The sequence below is a fragment of the Nocardioides panzhihuensis genome, assembly GCF_013408335.1.
GTDB classification, from domain to species: Bacteria; Actinomycetota; Actinomycetes; order Propionibacteriales; family Nocardioidaceae; genus Nocardioides; species Nocardioides panzhihuensis.
The window spans coordinates 4,037,396-4,058,022 of sequence record NZ_JACBZR010000001.1 but is presented as its reverse complement, the minus strand read 5'-3'; the positions used below and the strand labels follow the sequence as shown (position 1 = coordinate 4,058,022).

At 68.8% G+C, this 20,627-nt stretch carries 21 protein-coding genes; 16 read left to right on the top strand and 5 right to left on the bottom strand.

Features of this window, described 5'->3' with window-relative positions:
* Positions 1-173: 173 nt before the first annotated feature.
* Entirely contained in the window at positions 174-1,766 is a 1,593-nt protein-coding gene (locus BJ988_RS19225) for a sulfatase-like hydrolase/transferase (protein WP_179659542.1), read from the top strand.
* Positions 1,767-1,794: 28 nt separating this feature from the next.
* On the opposite strand, the gene BJ988_RS19220 is transcribed toward BJ988_RS19225, so the two are convergent.
* Together BJ988_RS19220 and BJ988_RS19215 are read right to left on the bottom strand one after the other, a co-directional pair.
* Complete coding sequence (locus tag BJ988_RS19220) at positions 1,795-2,310, bottom strand: DUF1003 domain-containing protein (protein WP_179659541.1); 516 nt, start codon at positions 2,308-2,310, stop codon at positions 1,795-1,797.
* Positions 2,303-3,631 (bottom strand): magnesium transporter MgtE N-terminal domain-containing protein, encoded by a 1,329-nt coding sequence (locus BJ988_RS19215; RefSeq protein WP_179659540.1) that lies wholly within the window; start codon positions 3,629-3,631, stop codon positions 2,303-2,305. The genes BJ988_RS19220 and BJ988_RS19215 overlap by 8 nt, the downstream gene beginning before the upstream one ends.
* A gap of 190 nt (positions 3,632-3,821) precedes the next feature.
* Between BJ988_RS19215 and BJ988_RS19210 the strand changes: the two genes are divergently transcribed.
* From BJ988_RS19210 to BJ988_RS19155, 12 genes are all read left to right on the top strand, one after another.
* Entirely contained in the window at positions 3,822-5,219 is a 1,398-nt protein-coding gene (locus tag BJ988_RS19210; protein WP_179659539.1) for an endonuclease/exonuclease/phosphatase family protein, read from the top strand.
* Between the two features lie 135 nt (positions 5,220-5,354).
* Positions 5,355-6,548: an acyl-CoA dehydrogenase family protein gene (locus tag BJ988_RS19205; RefSeq protein ID WP_179659538.1), complete on the top strand. Its 1,194-nt coding sequence runs from the start codon at positions 5,355-5,357 to the stop codon at positions 6,546-6,548.
* Between the two features lie 101 nt (positions 6,549-6,649).
* A complete protein-coding gene (locus BJ988_RS19200; protein ID WP_179659537.1) occupies positions 6,650-6,820 on the top strand; it encodes a DUF5302 domain-containing protein in 171 nt (56 codons plus the stop codon).
* A gap of 82 nt (positions 6,821-6,902) precedes the next feature.
* Positions 6,903-8,054 carry a hypothetical protein gene (locus BJ988_RS19195; protein ID WP_179659536.1) on the top strand — a complete coding sequence of 384 codons (1,152 nt, stop codon included), beginning with the start codon at positions 6,903-6,905 and terminating at the stop codon, positions 8,052-8,054.
* A gap of 26 nt (positions 8,055-8,080) precedes the next feature.
* Positions 8,081-9,016 carry a glycosyltransferase family 2 protein gene (locus BJ988_RS19190; protein WP_179659535.1) on the top strand — a complete coding sequence of 312 codons (936 nt, stop codon included), beginning with the start codon at positions 8,081-8,083 and terminating at the stop codon, positions 9,014-9,016.
* Positions 9,017-9,067: 51 nt separating this feature from the next.
* Entirely contained in the window at positions 9,068-10,150 is a 1,083-nt protein-coding gene (locus BJ988_RS19185) for a MaoC family dehydratase (RefSeq protein WP_179659534.1), read from the top strand.
* Between the two features lie 10 nt (positions 10,151-10,160).
* Entirely contained in the window at positions 10,161-10,952 is a 792-nt protein-coding gene (locus BJ988_RS19180) for an SDR family oxidoreductase (protein WP_179659533.1), read from the top strand.
* 36 nt (positions 10,953-10,988) lie between these two features.
* A complete protein-coding gene (locus BJ988_RS19175) occupies positions 10,989-11,543 on the top strand; it encodes a histidine phosphatase family protein (RefSeq protein WP_179659532.1) in 555 nt (184 codons plus the stop codon).
* Positions 11,544-11,638: 95 nt separating this feature from the next.
* On the top strand, positions 11,639-12,823 hold the full coding sequence (locus BJ988_RS19170) for a hypothetical protein (protein ID WP_179659531.1): 1,185 nt from the start codon (positions 11,639-11,641) through the stop codon (positions 12,821-12,823).
* Positions 12,824-12,855: 32 nt separating this feature from the next.
* Positions 12,856-13,506, top strand: a complete 651-nt coding sequence (locus tag BJ988_RS19165) for a DUF6758 family protein (protein WP_179659530.1) — start codon at positions 12,856-12,858, stop codon at positions 13,504-13,506.
* A 9-nt stretch (positions 13,507-13,515) separates the two neighbouring features.
* Positions 13,516-14,391 (top strand): PHP domain-containing protein, encoded by an 876-nt coding sequence (locus BJ988_RS19160; protein WP_179659529.1) that lies wholly within the window; start codon positions 13,516-13,518, stop codon positions 14,389-14,391.
* Complete coding sequence (locus BJ988_RS19155) at positions 14,388-14,987, top strand: MarC family protein (RefSeq protein WP_179659528.1); 600 nt, start codon at positions 14,388-14,390, stop codon at positions 14,985-14,987. Before BJ988_RS19160 ends, BJ988_RS19155 begins: the two co-directional genes overlap by 4 nt.
* 11 nt (positions 14,988-14,998) lie before the next feature.
* Here BJ988_RS19155 and BJ988_RS19150 read toward each other — a convergent pair whose 3' ends face one another.
* On the bottom strand, positions 14,999-15,763 hold the full coding sequence (locus BJ988_RS19150; RefSeq protein ID WP_179659527.1) for an SDR family NAD(P)-dependent oxidoreductase: 765 nt from the start codon (positions 15,761-15,763) through the stop codon (positions 14,999-15,001).
* 223 nt (positions 15,764-15,986) lie between these two features.
* Between BJ988_RS19150 and BJ988_RS19145 the strand changes: the two genes are divergently transcribed.
* Positions 15,987-16,604 (top strand): L,D-transpeptidase, encoded by a 618-nt coding sequence (locus tag BJ988_RS19145; protein ID WP_179659526.1) that lies wholly within the window; start codon positions 15,987-15,989, stop codon positions 16,602-16,604.
* A 134-nt stretch (positions 16,605-16,738) separates the two neighbouring features.
* On the opposite strand, the gene BJ988_RS19140 is transcribed toward BJ988_RS19145, so the two are convergent.
* Entirely contained in the window at positions 16,739-18,199 is a 1,461-nt protein-coding gene (locus BJ988_RS19140) for a DEAD/DEAH box helicase (protein WP_218860979.1), read from the bottom strand.
* Positions 18,200-18,373: 174 nt separating this feature from the next.
* Between BJ988_RS19140 and BJ988_RS19135 the strand changes: the two genes are divergently transcribed.
* A complete protein-coding gene (locus BJ988_RS19135) occupies positions 18,374-19,075 on the top strand; it encodes a ferritin-like fold-containing protein (protein WP_179659524.1) in 702 nt (233 codons plus the stop codon).
* A complete protein-coding gene (locus BJ988_RS19130; RefSeq protein ID WP_179659523.1) occupies positions 19,065-20,138 on the top strand; it encodes a C39 family peptidase in 1,074 nt (357 codons plus the stop codon). The genes BJ988_RS19135 and BJ988_RS19130 overlap by 11 nt, the downstream gene beginning before the upstream one ends.
* Positions 20,139-20,222: 84 nt before the next feature.
* Here the strand turns inward: BJ988_RS19130 and BJ988_RS19125 are convergent, their stop codons facing one another.
* Positions 20,223-20,534: a hypothetical protein gene (locus tag BJ988_RS19125; RefSeq protein ID WP_179659522.1), complete on the bottom strand. Its 312-nt coding sequence runs from the start codon at positions 20,532-20,534 to the stop codon at positions 20,223-20,225.
* Between the last annotated feature and the right edge of the window lie 93 nt (positions 20,535-20,627).

Genomic DNA, 20,627 nt, shown 5'->3' with positions numbered 1-20,627 from the left:
AGACCCCTGCATCGACCAATCCGTGGAAGCGCGGGACCGCTCGGATCGGGACCATTCGTCAGGGGGCCCGGATGGGCTATTGTCCGATACCGACGCGGGCAATAAATTCCTCCTGCTTCGTTCTGGGCCGCGGAGGCGGCCGTACTGCCGGGAGTCTCCGCTTGTCTCGTCTCATGAGCCCGTCCTCCCGCCCTGCCCCTCTTGCCGGCAGCGCCCTGAGCCGGGTGCTCCGGCGGAGCCGGAACTCGATCGCCACGGTGGCGGTGGCGAGCACCGTCGCCGTCCTGTGCGGGCCGACCTCCATGGCGGAGGCGGCGTCGCTGCCGGGTCGGTTGGAGTCGGGGCGGCCGAGCGTGCTGATGATCAACGTCGACGACCTCGCGGCCACCGACATCAAGCACATGCCCCACGTGCAGAGGCTGCTGGTCCAGCAGGGGACGACGTTCACCGACGCGGTGGCGCCGACGCCGTTGTGCGTGCCGGCGCGGGCGAGCCTGCTGACCGGCAAGTACGCCCACAACCACAAGAACTGGTCGATCTCGGGGACCAACGGCGGCTACAAAAGTTTCAAGGGGCGTCGGAACACGCTTCCGGTCTGGATGGACAGGGCCGGCTACCGGACGATGTTCCTCGGGAAGTATCTCAACGGCTACGGCAAGGGTCCCGAGCGCAGCTCGGGTGGCGAGCCGGGCTGGGACGACTGGCAGGCGACGATCGACATGTCGACCTACAACCTGCTGAGCCCGAAGTTCAACAACAACGGCAACGTCCAGAGCCCTGGACTCTACAGCTCGGTCGCGCTGCAGAACCGCTCGGTCAAGATGATCAAGAGGGCCGGGACCAACGTCGGTGGCAGGAAGCCATGGCTCCTGTGGGTCAACTACGTGGCGCCGCATGCGGGTGGCCCGGTCGAGGCCAGCGACCCGAAGAGGCGTTATCCCGGCCGGCCCTCGCTGTGGCTGGAGAACACCAGGCCGATGGCCGCGGACAAGGGACGCTTCCGCGGCCTCGAGCTGCCCAGGACTCCGGACATGTTCTACGCCGGACCGGGCCAGGTCACGGCCGGGAAGCCCTACACGGCAGCCCAGAAGCGGGTCATGCGCTACGTCTACCAGCAGCGGATCGAGGCGGCGCAGTCGGTCGACCGGGCGGTCGCCAAGACGGTGGCGCATCTGAAGAGCAGCGGGCAGTACCGGCGTACCGTCATCATCTTCTCCGGAGACAACGGCTACACCACCGGCCATCACAACCGCCTGGGGAAGCTGTGGGAGTCCTCGCAGGCCTCGCGGATCCCGCTGATCATTGTCGGCCCCGGGATCCCGAGGAACAAGAAGGTCGGCTCCGCGGTCGGCAACCCGGACATCGCCACCACGGTCGCCGCGCTCGGGCGGGCGACGCCGGGGCGGGCCCAGGACGGTGTCGACATCACCCGCGTGCTCGCCTCGAGCGTGAAGGCGGGCAAGACGCTCCACCGGCCGATCCCGGTCGCCGCCTGGCCGACCGAGGGTGGCACCGCCAGCAAGTATCGCGGTATCCGCTACGGGCGCTACACCTATATCACCGTCACCGCGACCGGTGTGCCCGTCCTCTACGACCGCGCCGTCGATCCGTACGAGACCCGCAACCTGGCCCGAGACCCGCGCTACGCCAAGGTCGTGGCCCAGCTGAAGACGCTCGAGGCGAAGTACCGCAGCTGCTCGGGCGGCACCTGCCCCAAGACGTACGCAGCCACCCTGGCCACACCGAGCCCCGATCAGTCCCGATGACGCCGACAGTCATCGACCGCGTCTGAGGTCACTCAGGCGATTGGTCGTCCCGGAGCCGGTCGCGCTCTTCCAGCTCCTCCAGGAGCAGGCGGAGCTCGGAGCGGAGGTAGTCGCGGGTGGCGACCTCGCCGAGGGCCATCCGGAGGGAGGCGGTCTCGCGGGCGAGGAACTCCATGTCGGCCTTCGACTGGGTGGCGATGCGGCGGTCCTGCTCGTTGATCGCGCGGTCACGGTCTTCCTGGCGGTTCTGCGCGAGCAGGATCAGCGGGGCGGCGTACGAGGCCTGCAGGCTCAGCGCGAGGGTCAGGAAGATGAACGGGAAGGTGTCGAAGCGCCACTCGGTCGGCGCCAGCGTGTTCCAGGCGACCCAGATGAGCACGATGATCGTCATCCAGGCGATGAACCTGGCGGTGCCCATGTAACGGGCGAAGGCCTCGGCGAATGAGCCGAACGCGTCGGCCCGGAGGGTGGGCCGCTTGACGAGGGGGCGGCGCAGCTCGCGCGGGGTGTCGAGGCGGCCGCGAGCGGTGCGGGTGTCAGCCACGGCGCACCATCTCGGAGGTGATCACCTTGTTCGGACGGGTGTCGGGCCGGGTGTCGGGTCGAGGCTCGGTCGCGGACTCCTGGCGGGCGAGGTTCTCGCGCCAGTTCTCCGGAAGCAGGTGGTCGAGCAGGTCGTCGACGGTCACCGCGCCGGCGAGGTGACCGTTCTCGTCGACGACAGGGGCGGCGACCAGGTTGTACGTCGCAAGGTGGGCCGCGACCTGCTCGGTGCTGTCCTCGGGACGTAGCGGCTCCAGCGAGTCGTCTAGCGCGCCCGCGACGAGCGTCGAGGGTGGCTCGCGCAGCAGTCGCTGGATGTGGGCGATCCCGAGGAACTTGCCCGTCGGTGTCTCCAGCGGGGGACGGCAGACGTAGACCAGAGCGGCCTGGGCCGGGGTGAGGTCGGGGTTGCGGACCAGGGCGAGCGCGTCGGCGATGGTCGCGTCGGGCCCGACGATGACCGGCTCCGGGGTCATCATCGAGCCGGCCGTGTCCTCCTCGTAGGACATCAGCCGGAGGACGTCCTTGGCATCCTCGGGCCGCATCAGGTCGAGCAGCAGGGTGGCGGTCTCCTCGGGAAGCTCGGCGATGAGGTCGGCGGCGTCGTCGGGTGACATCTCCTCGAGCACGTCGGCGGCACGCTCGGAGTCGAGGGCCCGCACGATGGCGACCTGGTCGTCCTCGGGGAGCTCCTCGAGCACCTCGGCGAGGCGCTCGTCGTCCAGCGCGGCGACGACCTGCCGCTGGCGCTCCGGCGGGAGCTCGTGGATCATCGTCGCGGCGTCGGCCGGACGCATCTCGTGGATCGCCTGGACCAGGTGGGTCGCGGCCTGGGTGGGGGAGCGGCGGGCCAGTCCCTCGACGTCGTCCCACTCGACCACGTGGGTCTGGCCGCGGCGGCGAAGCCCCTTGGACGGCTCCTGCACGGCGACCCGGGAGAGCAGCCAGTCTCGGTTGCGCGCCTGCTCCATGCCGACGTCGTAGACCGTGCCGGTCACCCCGGTGGAGCGGATCGTGACCTGCCGGTCGAACATCTGGCCGATCACCAGAGTCTCGGTCGAGCGCGGCTGGAAACGGCGCATGTTGAGCAGGCCGGTCGTGTAGACCTGCCCGGAGTCGACGCTGGTCACCCGGGTCATCGGCACGAAGATGCGCCTACGCCCGAAGACCTCGACGACCAGGCCCAGCACGCGCGGCTGCCGAGCGTCGGTCCGGACCGTGACCACGAGATCTCGCACCTTGCCGACCTGCTCGCCGAGCGGGTCGAAGATCGGAAGGCCGACCAGGCGTGCCGCGTAGACGCGGTTGGGCGAGTTGCTCACGGGCCCACGTTATGACATCAGCCCCAGCCGATCGCTTCGACGCTCAGCCGGTGGCGCGGGAGGTGAATTCGATGATCTATCCGAACTCGCTCCGGAACGGGACCCGGGATCTGGCTGAGGCCTGTGTTACAAAAGTTTTCCAAGTGACCAGTGTGATCGGTCACCACTGTTGGGAGAGGGGCCCGGACGGATGCGTACACAACCTCGAGCCAGGTCTCGCGGAGGTCGGGCGGCCAAGGCCCTGCTCTCCACGGGTCTCGTCATCGGTCTCCTCGGCGGGGCGCTCGTCGCCGTGCACGACTCGCCGGTCCCGTCCGAGACGGACCTGCAGGCCGTCGCCTACTCGCCGCCGCGCTATCGGATGGTCCAGGCGAACCTCAGGGCGAGCATGGGGACGGCGAGGTTCAAGAAGGACGTCCGCGAGATCGTCGGAACCGCGCCCGACTTCGTCACCTACAACGAGGTGAACGGTCGGCGGACCGCGGATCTCGAGCCGGGGCGCTACCGCGTGTGGCGCAAGGGCGGCGACCCCTACCGGTCCGCGACGGCGGTGGCCTGGGACAACGACAGATGGGCCGCGACCTCTAAAGGCATCCACCAGATCAGCAACAAGCGCGGCAAGCCCGCCGACCAGCGGCTGCACTGGGGGGTCAGGTACGCCAACTGGGTCACCCTCGAGAACCGGGCGACCGGCCGGAACGTCTCCTTGGTCGCGGTGCACTTCGCGCCCAAGTCCAAGTACTACGGCGACCTGGTCCGTCCCTCCGCCCGCGCGCTGAACGTGCTCGTCAAGGCGTTGGCCGGACGCGGGCCGGTGATGGTCGGCGGTGACCTGAACGTGCAGTACGACGGCTCGCGCTACCCGCGCGACATCTTCGCCGCCAAGCACCTGGTCCCGACCTACGACGTCACGCAGCAGGCGCCGGTCACGCACGGTCGGGCGTCGACGATCGACTACGTGCTCGCCCGCGGGACCGCGCGCTTCGCTACGGGCAACCAGCGCGCCTTCGGGCTCGAGTCGGACCACAACGCGGTCAGCGTCGACTTCTCGCCGCTGCCGGTCACCTCGACGGCGAGCTCCGCCCGGGTCAGGTTCGGGCCGGGTGTCGTGGTCACCGACCCGGGGATGAGCGTCGCCGAGGAGCAGAGCGTGCTGCGTACGGTGCTGAAGGCCATCAACAGCGCCAAGCGCGGTCACGTCGTGCACCTGGCCACCCGTACCCTGACCAACGGCAGGGTCGTCCGGGCGCTGAAACGGGCGGAGACGCGCGGCGTGCGGGTCCGGGTCGTCACCGCGGAGAAGGCCACGACCGCGGAGATGCGATCGCTGCAGCGGGTCCTCGGCAAGGACGTCAACGAGGACACCTGGGCGGTGCCGCGTCCGCGCGGCTATGGCCGCGCCGGCCTGCGAGCGACCGTCCTGCTGGTCAGCCGGACCGGCGCCACCCCGACCCTCGCCTTCAGCTCCAGCACCCAGATGTCGGGCTTGGCCGGCACCGGGAAGCGATCGGGCTACGTGAGCGTCAGCAAGGCGTCGTACGACAAGATGCTCGCGCCGGTCTTCTCAGCTGTCGGACGGCGGAGCTGAGCGTCGTAGGATCACGGTGTGGCGGGTGTCACCTGTCGCTGACGGTTACTGATTGGTAACCTGCCGCAGTGACGTCAGCGTGGTCTCGACGGGTCTGAAACGTTGTGGCCCGACCACCGAGTTTAGGAGTGAAGCATGGGTCGCCTTGCCGAGACCGAGGGTCTCACCGACATTCAGGAAGAGATCCTGAAGACCGTCCGCCAGTTCGTGGACGAGAAGGTCATCCCGGTGGCCCAGGAGCTGGAGCACGCCGACGAGTACCCGACCGACATCGTGGAGGGGCTCAAGGAGCTGGGCATCTTCGGTCTGATGATCCCGGAGGAGTACGGCGGGCTGGGTGAGTCGCTGCTGACGTACGCGCTGTGCGTCGAGGAGATCGCGCGCGGCTGGATGTCGGTCTCGGGTGTGATCAACACCCACTTCATCGTGGCCTACATGCTGATGCAGCACGGCACCGAGGAGCAGAAGCAGAAGTACCTGCCGAAGATGGCGACCGGTGAGGTACGCGGCGCGTTCTCGATGTCCGAGCCGGGTCTGGGCTCGGACGTGTCCGCGGTGTCGACCAAGGCGACCAAGCAGGCCGACGGGTCGTATGAGATCACCGGTCAGAAGATGTGGCTGACCAACGGTGGCTCCTCCACGCTGGTCGCGGTCCTGACCAAGACCGACGAGGGCGCCGAGAGCGTCTACAAGAACATGACCACCTTCCTGGTGGAGAAGACCCCGGGCTTCGGCGAGACCGCCCAGGGCGTCACGGTGCCCGGCAAGATCGACAAGATGGGCTATAAGGGCATCGACACGACCGAGATGATCTTCGAGGGGCACAAGATCTCGGCCGACCAGATCCTCGGCGGGGCGCCCGGCAAGGGCTTCTTCCAGATGATGGACGGTGTCGAGGTCGGCCGGGTCAACGTCGCCGCCCGCGCCTGTGGCCTCGCGATCCGTGGCTTCGAGCTCGGCATCGCCTACTCCCAGCAGCGCCAGACCTTCGGCAAGAAGATCGCCGAGCACCAAGCCATCCTGTTCCGTCTCGCCGAGATGGGCACCAAGGTCGAGGCCTCCCACAACATGATGGTCCGCGCCGCGCGTCTGAAGGACACCGGCAAGCGGATGGACGTCGAGGCCGGCATGGCCAAGATGGTCGCCTCGGAGTACGCCAACGAGGTCGTCGAGGACTCCTTCCGGATCCACGGCGGCTACGGCTACTCCAAGGAGTACGAGATCGAGCGGATCATGCGCGAGGTCAAGTTCATGCTCATCGGCGAGGGCACCAGCGACATCCAGAAGATGATCATCGGCCGTTCGCTTCTCAAGGACTACAAGAGCTGACCCTGTCGACGGCCCTGCCGAAACCGATGGTCTCGGCAGGGTCGTTGCCGTAGGTTGGTCGTTGCCCGACCAATGACTCAGCAACCCATGTAGGGGGAGCGATGGCCAACGACGATCTCAAAGCCAAGATGCGCGAAGCGCTGGAGAAGAAGAACAACCACGACCACGCACACGCGGAGAGCGCCGGCACCAAGGAGAAGGCACACGGCTCCGAGGTCGTCGGTGGCGCGCCGAAGATGCACCGCCGCAAGGCCGGTGGCGGCGGCTCCTGAGATCTGGCTCTAGACTGAGCCAAATTTGCTGGGCCCGATCTGCTGGGCCCGATGGGTCAGTCTGGTCGAGAGGTATTGAACATTGGCGCGCCGCGTAGTGCTCCATGTCGGGGCGATGAAGTCCGGGACGACGTATCTGCAGGGTGCCTTGTACAAGAACAAGGCCCGCCTCGCCGAGCGTGGATTCCTGGTCCCCGGCACGCGCTGGCGTCATCAGATCGAGGCCGTTCTCGATGTGAAGGGACACCGGAAGCACCCCCAGGGCGACCCGGTCACCGGTGCCTGGGATCGTCTGGTCGCCGAGGTCGACGCGTGGGACGGGACGGCGTTGGTCTCCGTCGAGCTGCTCGCGCCGGTCGGCCCGGAGACGGTCGAGCGGGTGGCGTCGAGCTTCGACGGGGTGACCCCCGAGATCGTGCTCTCGCTGCGTGACATCAACCGGCAGATCCCGTCGATGTGGCAGGAGCTCATCCAGAACGGCATGGACTGGACCTGGGGCGAGTTCCTCACCGCGGTCAACAGGAGCCGGCCCGGCTCGCCCGAACGCCGCCACACCAAGCCCGGCAGACGTTTCTGGTCCGAGCAGGACATGGTCGCCATCGCCAGGCGCTGGAGCCAGGCCGGGCCTCTCCACCTGGTCACGGTGCCGCCCCCGGGCAGCCCGGCGACGTTGCTGCTGGAGCGCTTCGGTGCGGCGATGGGCTTCGACCCGGAGGGGATGCAGAGCCCGCCGCCGAAGAACACCTCCCTCGGCGCCGCCACCGTCGAGGTGCTGCGAGGGCTCAACGCAGAGCTGAAGGAGCGCGGCCTGGCCTATCCGGCGGCCATGGGTCTGCGCAAGCACACCCTCGGCAAGCGCCTCATGCCGGCGCTGACGGTCGACGACCCGCGCATCGGGCTCCAGGCGCCACGCTGGACACAATCGTTCACTCGCGACCAGGCAGCCGAGCTGCGCGGTCTGGACGCGACCATCCACGGGGATCTCGACGACCTGGCCCCTGTGGACGTAGGCGGGATCGACCCGCGCAAGGTCACCGACAAACAGGTCCGAGACGCCGCCGTGGCGACCTCAGCTTCGCTGCGTACGGATCTCAACAAGAAGCTCGCCGACCCGACCATCCCTGGTGAAGCCGTCGACCCGGGGGAGGGCCGCAAGGCTCCGGCGCGCGCCGTCTCCGCCCTGGCCGACCTCGTGGAGTGGTCCGTCCGGCGAGAGGAGCTGGTCCGCACGTAGGGCCGCATTCACAATCGGGGGATTCTTTGTCAAGCAGTTGGAGCCTGCGCCGACGGCGCAGTCTCGCCGATGAGGCACGCGAGACCGCGGCCACGGCTACGCCGCCGCTGGTCGCGGTGCTCACGATCGCCCGCGACGAGGGCGAGATGCTCACCCGCTGGGTCGACCACTACGGCCGAGCCGCGGGTCACGAGAACCTGATCGTCTTCGACGACGGTTCGACCGACGGTTCCACCGACGACCTCGGATGCACGGTCCAGCGCCTGCCAGGCTTCCGCAAGGGCAGCTTCGAGTCCGGCCGGATGGGCCTGGCCAGCGGGGTGGCCCACGGCCTGCTCGGCGTCTACGACGTGGTCATCTTCACCGACGTCGACGAGTTCCTCGTCCCCGACCCGGCGAGGTACGCCGGCCTGTCTGACTACCTGTCCAGGCGTCCCGACCAGGTGATCGCTCCCCTCGCCCTCAACATCGTCCACCACACCGCGGTCGAGGGGCCGATGATCAGCGGCAAGCCGATCGTCGGCCAGCGGGCGTTCGCCCAGTTCGCGCCGTTGATGTGCAAGCCGTCGGTCAAACGGGTGCCGGCAGCCTGGACGAACGCCTCCCATGGGATCGAGGCGCCGTACGTTCCCGATGCGGGGCTGTTCATGCTCCACATGAAGTTCGCCGACGTGGACCTGTTGCGACGGCAGGCCGACCGACGCAACCAGCTCGCCAAGTCGGTGGGCCGCGGGAAGGGCAGCTCCTGGGGACGTTCCGGCGACGATCTCGCCGATCTGCTGACCAAGGCGACCGCCTCGGTGGGCACCGATCTCGAGGTGTTCGACCCGACCTCGGTCCTGACGGCCAAGCTGGTCCGCGAGGACGGCGGGGTGCACCGAGCCGTCGGTCCGGGCCACATCGACAACCTCCGCAACCAGCCGCTGCTACGCATCCCGGAACGTCTCCATGGGATCGTCTGAACTAGGTTACTGTCCGGTAATCCACGCAGACTCACGGACGAGAGGCCGCAGATGAGCAAGACGAACCCCGGCAACTTCTTCGAGGACTTCCAGGTCGGCCAGGTCATCGAGCACGCCACGCCGCGCACGGTGACCGAGGGCGACCGGGCTGCGTACGGTTCGCTCTACCCGACTCGCTTCGCGTTGCCCTCGAGCGCTGCGTTCGCGGCCTCCGTCGGGCTGGAGCAGCACCCCGTCGAGGAGCTGATCGGCTTCCACATCGCCTTCGGCAAGACCGTCCCGGACGTATCCCTGAACGCCGTCGCCAACCTCGGCTACGCCGAGTGCCGCTTCCACCAGCCGGTGGTGCCGGGCGACACCCTCTCGACGAGGTCCGAGGTCATCGGTCTCAAGCAGAACTCCAACGGCAGGTCCGGCGTCGTCTACGTACGCTCCACCGCCACCAACCAGCGTGGCGAGGTCGTCATCGACTGGGCGCGCTGGGTGATGGTGCACAAGCGGGTCTCGACAGGCTCGGGGCCACTGCGTTCAGACCCCGAGGGAACCGCCGCGCCCGAGACCGTGATCCCGGAGCTGGCGAAGGCGGTCGACGCCAAGAACCTGATCGTGCCCAAGGGCCTGGACTTCTCCTCCTACGACTTCACCGCCGCCGGTGAGCCGCACCGGCTCGCCGACTACGAGGTCGGCGAGAAGATCGACCACGTCGACGGCGTCACCCTGACCGCCTCCGAGCACCAGCAGGCCACCCGTCTGTGGCAGAACACCGCGAAGGTGCACTTCAACGTCGAGGCGCGGCCCGACGGCCGCAACCTCGTCTACGGCGGCCACATCATCTCGCTGGCCCGTGCGCTGTCGTTCAACGGTCTCGCCAACGCTCAGCTCGTCGCCGCGATCAACGCCGGCGCCCACACCTCCCCGGCCTTCGCCGGTGACACCGTCTACGCCTGGTCCGAGGTCCTCGACCGCACTGTGCTTGATTCTGGGGAGACCGACGCCGCAGGTGTCGGCGCCCTGAGGCTGCGCCTGGTAGCCACCAAGGGTCGCGACGAGTCGATGACCCTGCGTGGCGAGGACGGCAAGTACGCGCCCGGGGTGCTGCTCGACCTCGACTACTGGACGCTCATCCCGGCGTAAGGAGCACGTCATGGCCAACAGGAAGTCACTCTTCGTCTCCGGTTCCGCACAGGGCATCGGCAAGGCGATCGTCGAGAAGTTCGCGGCGTCGGGCTGGTTCGTCGGTGTCTACGACATCGACGCCGACCTGGCCCGTGACGTCGCCGCGAGCCTGGGGACCGAGCTCGCGATCGGCGGCGCGCTCGACGTCACCGACCCCGACTCCTGGAAGGCGGCGATCGAGGAGTTCGCCACTGCCGCCGGTGGCCGTCTCGACCTGCTGGTCAACAACGCCGGCATCCTGCGTGCCGGCCGCCTGGCCGACGTCGACCTGGCCAAGCACCACCAGACCATCGAGATCAACGTCAACGGCGTGATCAACGGCTGCCACACGGCCTACCCCTACCTGCGGGCCACCCCCGGCTCGGGTGTCATCAACGTCTGCAGCGCGAGCGCGATCTACGGGCAGCCGGAGATCGCCTCCTACAGTGCGTCGAAGTACGCCGTGCGCGGGCTCACCGAGGCGCTGGAGCTGGAGTGGCGCAAGGAGGGCATCCGGGTGCAGGCGGTCTGGCCGCTGTGGGTGAAGACCGCGCTGCTGGACGGCAACGTCGCCTCGTCCCACGAGACCTTGGGCATCCGGCTCACCGTCGAGGACGTGGCCGACCAGGTCTGGGAGATGGCGCAGCCGCGCACGGGGCTGTTCCGGCTGCCGAAGGTGCACACCGCGGTCGGGTTCCCGGCCAAGCTGCTCTCGACCGCCGCAGATCTGGCGCCCAATGTGCTCTCCCGCGAGGTCAACCGGTTCATCACCCGGGCGTGACCCGCTGGTCTGGTCCGGGGCTGGTTTGATGGGGCCATGGCCCTCTTCCTCGTCAGGCACGGCACCACCGAGTGGTCGCTCAACGGTCGGCACACCTCCCACACAGACCTCCCTCTCCTGCCCGAAGGTGAGGAGAGCGCCCTGGCGCTGGCGCCGAGGCTGAAGGAGCAGACGTACGCCGCGGTGCTGACCTCGCCGCGACAGCGGGCCCTGCGTACGGCTGAGCTCGCGGGCTTCCCCGACGCCACCGTCACCGAGGACCTGGTCGAGTGGGACTACGGCGACTACGAGGGCATCACCACCCCGGAGATCCACCGGACCGATCCCGGCTGGAGCCTGTGGACCTCGGTCACGCCCAGGGGAGAGCCCGCGGCCTCCGTCCAGGAGCGGCTGGCTCGCGTCGCCACGGCTGCCCGCGAGCGCGACGGCGACACCCTGGTCTTCTCCCACGGGCACTCGCTGTGTGCGTTGGCGGCGGTGTGGCTGGGCCTACCGGTGAGCGAGGGACGGCTCTTCAGGCTGGACACCGCGACCGTCTCGATGCTCGACACCCACCACGACCAACCCGTGGTGAAGCATTGGAATACATAGCTCGTCCATAGCCTGGTCGGGTGGTGTTGCGCGGGCTGATGTGGTCCCCTTTTTGAGCGGCCGTAACATCCCGCGGCCGCCCGAGGAGGGCAGCTGTGGCACGTCGTGTGATCGTCCATGTCGGCGCGATGAAGTCCGGCACCACGTCCTTGCAGCACGCGCTCTACGCGCATCGAGAGCACCTGACCGACCTGGGCATACTCGTCCCGGGCAGGACGTGGCGAGACCAGGCGGACGCCGCCTGGAACCTGCGCGGTCTTCAGACGTCGCTGGCCGGGGACCGCTCGATCGAAGGCGCGTGGCAGCGGCTCGTCGACGAGATCGACGCCTGGCACGGGACGGCGGTCATCTCCGCCGAGCTGCTCGCACCAGTCGGCGGCGATGTCGTGGAGAAGCTCCTCGCGAGTCTGCCATCTCCCGAGATCGTCCTGTCCGTACGCGATCTCAACCGCAACCTGCCCGCGATGTGGCAGGAGGTCGTCCAGAACGGTGAGGTCTGGTCCTGGTCCGACTTCGTCGCCGCGGCCAGGGCGAGACGACCGCGGCGGCTCTTCCCGGGCCGGTTGACCGCTTCCAGCCGGTTCTGGAGCGAGCAGGACGCGGTCGGGATCGCTCGACGGTGGAGCGTCGCCGGCCCCGTGCATGTCGTGACCGTCCCGGGGCCGGACGCGCCCGGCGGAGCCCTGCTGGAGCGGTTCGGCGAGGTGATCGGGTTCTCCTTCGAGGACGTCAGGACCCGGCGGCCCCAGAACGCCTCGCTCGGCGTCGTACGCACGGACCTGCTGCGCCGCCTCAACCTGGCTCTCGACGCGCGCGAGCTGAGCTTCCCGGCCGGCATCCGGCTGCGCAAGCACGTGCTCGCCAAGAGGCTGATGCCGGGTCTCGACGTCGAGGACGAACGGATCGGGCTGCGGGTCGAGCCGTGGGTCGAGAGAGCCGCGAACCAGCAGGTCGTGGGGGTGCAGAGGCTGGGCGTGAGCCTGCACGGAGACTGGTCGGACCTGACCCCGGTCGAGGTCGACGGCGCCGATCCCTCGGCGGTCACCGATGACCGTACCGCGGCCGCGGCGGCGGCCACCCACGTGGAGCTGCGGGCGTGGTTGGTCCACCGGGCGGAGACCAACCCGCGCCCAGGATGGGGGCCGGAGACCGTCCCGGAGTGGGAGCCCGACGCCGCCGCTCCTGCCGGTCGTGCGTGCGCTGAAGCGGTCGAGGCGCTCGCCGACCTCGTCGAGTGGGCGGTCCGTCGCACCCGCGCGAGACACACGGCCCGCGCTTGACCGAACCTGGCAGTAGGAGTCACCGTTGTGGGGTGGCTTTAGTGGTTGGATGTCCACGCTGCGCGACGCCGGTGGCGAACATCGGCGCCGGCGGCAGCCGGTCCTGCCCCGAGCACGGCGTGGTGTCCCCGGTGTGGCGTACGGACAAGGCCTCCTACGAGGATCTGGTGCAGGTTCTGGCCCTGGCCGGTGAGGTGCCCACCTACGTTCCCTGGCCGGTCGAGACGGGTTGGTCGATCGCCGACCTCGCCGTGGTCGGCGACGAGGCCAAGGGATCGGGGACACTGCTCACCTGGACCGGGGTGACCCCAGACGACGGGCCGTTCGAGCTGAGCGTCGTCACCGAGGAGGCCGGCGTCGGGCTGGGCGCTCGGTGCGCGCGTACGGAAGGCCCCGATCCCGGTGTCGACGCCTGCGCCGGGCCGCCCACCACGAAGGTCCGCGTCGGCGGGCAGATGGTCCCGCTGTGGCCGATCACCCAGTGGACCAACGGGGCCGAGGAGTGGGAGCGGTCGGTGCTGGTCGGAGAGGCCGCAGGCCGCTGGCTGTGGCTGGTCTTCCGGCCGGCCACGGCGATGCTGATGCTCCAGGACGGCTGGCACTTGCGCCAGGTCGGCGATCTCGGTATCCAGATGGTCGAGCTGCCCTTCGGCGGGACCAGCGGCTCCTGGTGGGACCACTAGTATGGCCGAGTGCGCATCGACCTCCATACTCACTCGCGGGTGAGTGACGGGACCGATTCGCCCACCGAGCTGGTCCAGGCGGCCAAGGCCGCTGGGCTCGACGTCGTCGCGATCACCGACCACGACACCGCCGGCAGCTGGGACGAGGCGGCCGCGGCGGCCGCGGACGTGGGCATCGGGCTGGTGCGGGGCATGGAGATCAGCACCGACCACCTCGGCCACAGCGTGCACCTGCTGGCCTACCTGCCCGACCGGACCCACCCGCCGCTGGTCGCAGAGCTCGCCCGTGTTCTCGCGGGCCGCGACGGACGGCTGCCACTGATGCTGGCCAGGCTGGCGCGTCTCGGCATCGAGGTGTCGCTCGAGGACGTCGCGGCCGTCTCCGGTCATGCCGCCGCCTCTGGGCGCCCGCACCTGGCCGACGCGCTCGTCGCCAAGGGATACGTGCACAGTCGCGACGAGGCGTTCAACCGCTACCTCGGGGCCGGGAAACCTGCCAACGTCAGCCGCTACGCCGCCCCGCTCGAGCCCATGATCCGCACCGTCGCCGCCGCCGGCGGAGTGACCGTGATCGCCCATCCGTGGGGGCGCTCCGGACACCAGCAGCCGGACGAGGCGGCCATCTCCTCGCTGGTCGACACGGGCCTGTCCGGGCTGGAGGTCGACCACCAGGACCACACCCCGGAAACGCGCGAGAAGCTGCGGGTGATCGCCCGCAATCTCGACCTCGTGGTGACCGGTTCCAGCGATTACCACGGCACCGGGAAGGTGGGTCACCATCTGGGAGTGAACACCACTGCACCAGCCGAGTACGAGCGGCTCCTGGAGCGCGCCGCCGCCGCCTCGGCAGCCTCCGGACGAGTCACTCCCGAGGTCGTACGGTGACCGAGATCTTCGTCTCCACGTTCGTGACGCTCTTCGTGATCATGGACCCGGTCGGCACGATCCCGATCTTCTTGTCGCTGACCGCGGGGCAGTCACCGGCCAAGCAGCGCCGCGCGGCGCTGCTCGCGGTCGCGGTCTCGTTCCTGGTGATCACGATCTTCGCGCTGTTCGGACAGGCGATCCTGCACTTCCTGCACATCTCCCTCGAGGCGCTGCAGTGCGCCGGCGGCCTGCTCCTGCTGCTGGTCGCCCTCGAGCTGCTCACCGACAACTTCGACGACCCTGTCGCCGCCGCCGGAGCCAACGTCGCCCTGGTGCCGCTCGGCACCCCGCTCCTGGCCGGCCCCGGCGCGATCGTCGCGACCATGGTCTTCACCCAAGAGGTCGACTCGGTCGGGACCGCCTTCGGGCTCGGCCTCGGACTCATCGTCGTCCACCTCGCTCTACTGGTCGCGATGGTCTTCTCCATCCCGATCCTGAAGGTCCTCAAGGAGTCCGGCGTCCTGCTCATCACCCGGATCGCCGGACTGCTGCTCTCGGCGATCGCCGTCCAGATGGTCGCAGACGCGGTCACGACCTTCGTCGCGAACGCTTGAGACCGGCTCGGCTACCTGCGGCCCAGGGACTGGAATTTCTGGAGCACGCCGGTCGGGACCGCTCGCGCGAGGGTGGCCAGGGCCTTGTAGCGCTTGCTCGGGATCGAGAAGATCTTGTCGCTCTCGTAGTCCTCGAGCGCCTCACGGACCAGGTCGTCGACGTCGAGCCACATCCACGCCGGGGCGGAGTCGTAGCCGGAGCCGAGGCGCTCGTGGAACTCGGTCTTGGTGAAGCCCGGCAACAGGGCCATCACCTTGATCCCCTTGCCGGCGTACTCGTTGTGGGCCCACTCGGTGAAGGAGTTGATCCACGCCTTGGCGGCCGAGTAGGTGCCGCGGGGGAGGTAGGAGGCGACGGAGCCGACGTTGATGATGCCGCCGTGGCCGCGGGCCACCTGGGCGCCCAGCGCGGCGTGGGACAGGCGCAGCGGCGCGATGACGAGCACCTGCGCCATGGCGGTCTCCTCGTCGGCGGTGTTGTCGAGGAAACGGTGCTTGAGGCCGTGCCCGGCGTTGTTGACCAGCAGGTCGACCGGATGCTCGGCGTCGGCCAGGCGCGCCTCGACCCGGGCCAGGTCGGCGCTGTCGATCAGGTCGGCGCGGAGCACCTCGACGCCGATGCCGTGAGCGTCGGTCAGGTCCTTCGCGACGCCGTTGAGACGCTCCTCGTCACGGGCCACGAGGACGAGGTCGTGACCGCGGGCGGCGAGCTGCTGGGCGAAGGCCAGTCCGATGCCGGCGGTCGCGCCGGTGATCAGGGAGGTGGGTGTCGACATGGGGCAATCCTGCCACCACGAGGTGCGCGGGGGACCCGGGTGTCAGACCGGCCGTCCACCAGCGGAACCGAGGTTTCTGTCTGTCGTGTGACAGTTGACTTGCGGTCACCGGAGTTTGGATGATGTTCGACGTGGATTTCGCAGGCGTACTCGGACGCGCGGTGGAGAAGTGAGCCGCGGCGGGCGGCATCGGACGAGACCTCGGCCTCTCAGGCGCGCCAAGATGCTCTTCGCCGCATCCTTGCTGACCGCAGCCGGTCTGTATGGCGGGATCGAGGTGGTCGCCGAGCCTCCGGCCGACGGTCGGCCCAGCATGACCGCCGGCGGTGTGAAGATGGGCGCGGGCGAGGAGGTTCGCGCTCCGGCCCTGCCGCCCGACACCCTGCGCGAGGGGGACACCACGCGCCACGTCGCCGCCTGGATCGCCACTGCGGAGAAGATGCTGCCGGCCGACTCCGGCGACGGACGCCGGGCGGTCTTCTCGATCAGCCGTCAGCGGGTCTGGATCGTCTCCGCGGCCGATCGGCCGCTGCGTACCTATCCGGTCTCGGGCAGCGTCTACGACAATCTGAAGCCCGGCACCTTCCGCGTCTTCTCCCGTTCCAAGCACGCCAGGGGCATCAACGACTCGGGCAGGATGAAGTGGTTCGTACGCTTCACCAAGGGCCCCAACGCCGCGATCGGGTTCCACAACATCCCGGTCGACAAGGGCAAGCGCGTGCAGTCCCGCGCCCAGCTCGGCACCCCGCTGTCGCACGGGTGCATCCGCCAGGCGGAGCCGGACGCGAAGGCGATGTGGCGCTTCGCGCGGCTCGGCACCAAGGTGGTCGTCACGGACTAGCGCGGTCCTTCGTCAAGGCGATGTCCTGAGCTTGTCGAAGGGTATGCAGCCGAAAGAACACATCCCCAGCGGAGCTCCGCTGGGGATGTGTTTCTTCACCTGCATGCCTTGACGAAGGAACCGCCTCGGCGAGCTCAGTCCGTCTTCGTCGCCGAGCTGCTCGAGGAGCGGCGGCGACGGCGGCGCCGGGGCGCGGAGCCCTCGGTCTCGCCGTCGGCCGGCTTCGTCGCAGACTCGCCGGACTCGGCGGCAGCCGGAGCAGCGGCCTTGTCGACGGCCTGGCCGCCGCGGGAGCGCGTACGCTGACGGTCGCGGTTGCGCGGAGCGCGCTCACGCTTCTCGCCGTCCTTCTCGGAGTCCTTCTCCTTGGGCTTGACGGGCGCGGCAGCCTTGATCCGGCCCTTGGTGCCCTTCGGGATGCCCATGTCGTGGAGGAAGTGCTCCGAGGAGGAGTAGGTCTCCTGCGGCTCGTCGAACGGAAGGTCGAGAGCCTTGTTGATCATCTTCCACTTGTGCAGGTCGGCCCAGTCGACGAACGTGACCGCGACGCCGGAGGCGCCGGCGCGGCCGGTGCGGCCGATGCGGTGGACGTAGGTCTTCTCGTCGTCCGGGGTGGTGTAGTTGACCACGTGGGAGACGCCGGTGACGTCGATGCCACGAGCGGCGACGTCGGTGGCCACCAGGACCTCGACCTTGCCGTCACGGAACTTCTGCATCACGCGCTCGCGGGCGGCCTGCTGCATGTCCCCGTGCAGAGGAGAGGCCGGGAAGCCGCGCTCGGCGAGGTCGTCGGCGACCCGCTGAGCCTGTCGCTTGGTGCGGGAGAAGACGACGATCTTGTCGTGGTCCTCGCACTGCAGCAGGCGACCGATCATCTCGGTCTTGTCGAGGTCGTGGGCCTGGTAGACGAACTGTGCGGTGGCGGGCACCGTCTCGCGCTCGCTCGCGGACTCGGCGCGGATGTTCATCGGGTGGCGCATGTAGGAGCGGGCCAGCGCCACGATCGCACCCGGCATGGTGGCCGAGAAGAGCAGCGTCTGGCGGGTCTCCGGGGTGAGGGTGACCAGCTTCTCCACGTCGGGAAGGAACCCGAGGTCGAGCATCTCGTCGGCCTCGTCGAGGACGAGGGCGTGCACGTGGGAGAGGTCGAGGACCTTGCGGTTGGCCAGGTCGATCAGGCGGCCCGGGGTGCCGACCACGATGTCGACGCCCTTCTCCAGCGCGTCGAGCTGGGGGTCGTAGCCCGCGCCGCCGTAGACGGTCAGCACGCGCAGACCGCGGTCCACGGAGATCATCGAGATCTCGGCCGAGACCTGCATGGCCAGCTCGCGGGTCGGGGCCACGATCAGCGCCTGCGGCTTGCCCTGGGGCAGGTCGATGTAGTCGGGGTCCTTGGGAGAGACGCTGCGCTGCACGACCGGGATGCCGAAGGCCAGCGTCTTGCCGGAGCCGGTGCGGGCCTGGCCGATCAGGTCGGTGCCCTGGAGGGCGACCGAGAGCGTCATCTCTTGGATGGCGAAGGGAACAGTGATGCCTTTGCGCTCGAGCGGAGCGCAGATCTCGGGGTGAACACCGAGGTCCTTGAACGTCGTCATGATTTCGTCGCTACTCGCTTGTCTCATCGAATGCGGCGAGCGACTCACGGGTGTCTCGAGCTTCTCAAGCGAGTGCCACGCCGCGCACATACGGGATCCAGACCGCCGCGATACAGAGCTGAGTATCAGCGGTGCTGGGTCGGTCAAAATCCATTCTATCGGTAGGGTTCTCCCGTGGTTGCATCGTCAGAGTTCACGGGTCCTCAGGATCCCTTCGAGGATCCCGTCTACAAGGCCGCTGTCATCGACCTGCTGGGAGCTGTCGCCTATGGCGAGGTCTCGGCCGTCGAGCGGCTGACCGACGACGCCAAGATGGCGCCGTCGCTGGAGGACAAGACGGCTCTGCTTGCGATGGCGGCCGCCCAGCACGCCAAGATCCAGCCGGTGCTCGACCGGCTGGAGGAGCTCGGCGCCGACTCCTACGCGGCGATGGAGTCGCTGCGCGCGGGGTTCGACGAGTTCCACATCCACACGAGTCCGGCGGACTGGTGGGAGTCGCTGGTCAAGGCGTACGTCGGTGACGGGCTCGCCAACGACTTCTACCGTGAGATCGCCGGTTTCCTCGACGAGGAGACCCACAAGCTCGTGGTGACCACCCTCGAGGACGCCGGACGGGCCGACTTCGTCGTGGACCGGGTCCGGGCCGGCATCGAGGCCGATCATCTCATCGGCGGACGGCTGGCTCTGTGGGGTCGTCGCCTCATGGGTGAGGCCCTCACCCAGGCGCAGCAGGTGGCAGCCACCCGTGAGGGGCTCAGCGAGCTGATCACCGGCGATCATCTTCCTGGTCTCGACCTCGGCTCGATCGGCGAGATGCTCACCCGCCTCACCCAGCGTCACATCGAGCGCATGGGCAAGCTCGGACTTGAACACTGAGAGCCCTGAGATCCTCTGGACCGGTTGGCAGGGAGAGCAGATCGCTCCCGATGCCACCGGTGTGTGGACGTCGCCCGAGGTCAGCCCCGGGTTCTCCTTCGGCGAGCTGATCGCCTCCTGGAACGTGGTGACACCTCCCGGGACGTGGGTGGAGGTCGCGGCCCGGGTGGTTGCGGAGTCGGGGGAGCGGAGCGGCTGGCTGATGCTGGCCCGCTGGTCCTCGGACCAGGCATTCACCTCCACCTCCGTCGCCGGCCAGGACGACGCGATCGCGGCCGCTGCCGACGACACGATCCTGGGCCGGGACGGGCGCAGGCTCACGGCGTTCTCGCTGCGGCTGACCCTGCACGGTCCTGCTGGGAGGCTGCCGCGGGCCAGCCTGCTCGGAGCGGTGGTCTCGGCGAACGCCCGGGACTCGGCGCCCGGGGCGGGGCCGGTGGCTCCCGGGACGGTGATGAGGGGCGTACCCGCCTATTCGCAGCAGCTCCATCGTGACCGCTATCCGCACTGGGACGGTGGCGGCCAGTCCTGGTGCAGTGCCGCCTCGACGGCGATGATCGCCGACTTCTGGGGCGTCGGCCCGACGGTCGAAGAGACGTCCTGGGTGGACTACGAGACCCCCGACCCGCAGGTTCCGTTCACCGTTCGGGAGGTCTACGACGAGTCCTTCGGCGGTGCCGGCAACTGGGCCTTCAACACCGCCTATGCGGGCGCGCGTGGGCTGGTCGCGTACGTCACCAGGCTGCGTTCCTTCGCCGAGGCCGCGCGGTTCGTCGAGGCGGGGATCCCGCTCGTGCTCGCCGTCTCGCACCAGGAGGGCGAGCTGACCGGCGCGGGGTATGTCACCAACGGCCATCTGCTGGTGCTGGTCGGCTTCGGTGACAACGGCGATCCGATCGTCCACGACCCTGCCTCCCACAAGATCGCCAGCGACGCCGAGGTGCGGACGACGTACGACATCGGCGAGCTCGATCGAGCCTGGGCCCGCTCCGGGCGCGTCGTCTACGTCGTCCGGCCGCGGGAGGTGGCTTCGCCGGAGCCGCCCGCGCAACCGAACTGGTGACGCGCTCGGCTCACATGCAGCACGGATGACGGAAGCGGTCCCACCCCAAGGGGCGGGACCGCTTCGCTATGACCTGGATGAGGCTCAGGCCTTGGTCCTTCCGGTGACACCTGCGGCCACGACGACCGCGATGGCGGCGACGACGACCTGCCAGAGGTGACGCCACCAGTCGATTCCCTTGGACGTGTTCCACATGTCGTAGTCCGGGTTGCCCGCGACGTTGCCGGCCACGCCGAAGATGGCGTAGTAGATCCAGCCACCGACGAGCATGCCGACGATTCCGCAGACGACGACGAGCCAGAACGGAATGTTGTCCCGACTGCCGGGGGCGAGGAACTTGCCGAGGAGCCCGATGATGACCCCACCGACAAGCACGGTGATGATGGTCCCGATCATGCCCTATCCCTTCAGGTTGTAAGCGACGCGAAGGATGCGCCGATCACTCGATACTGCACCTGTTGGTACCCGAATGCACGGGCAACATGGCTC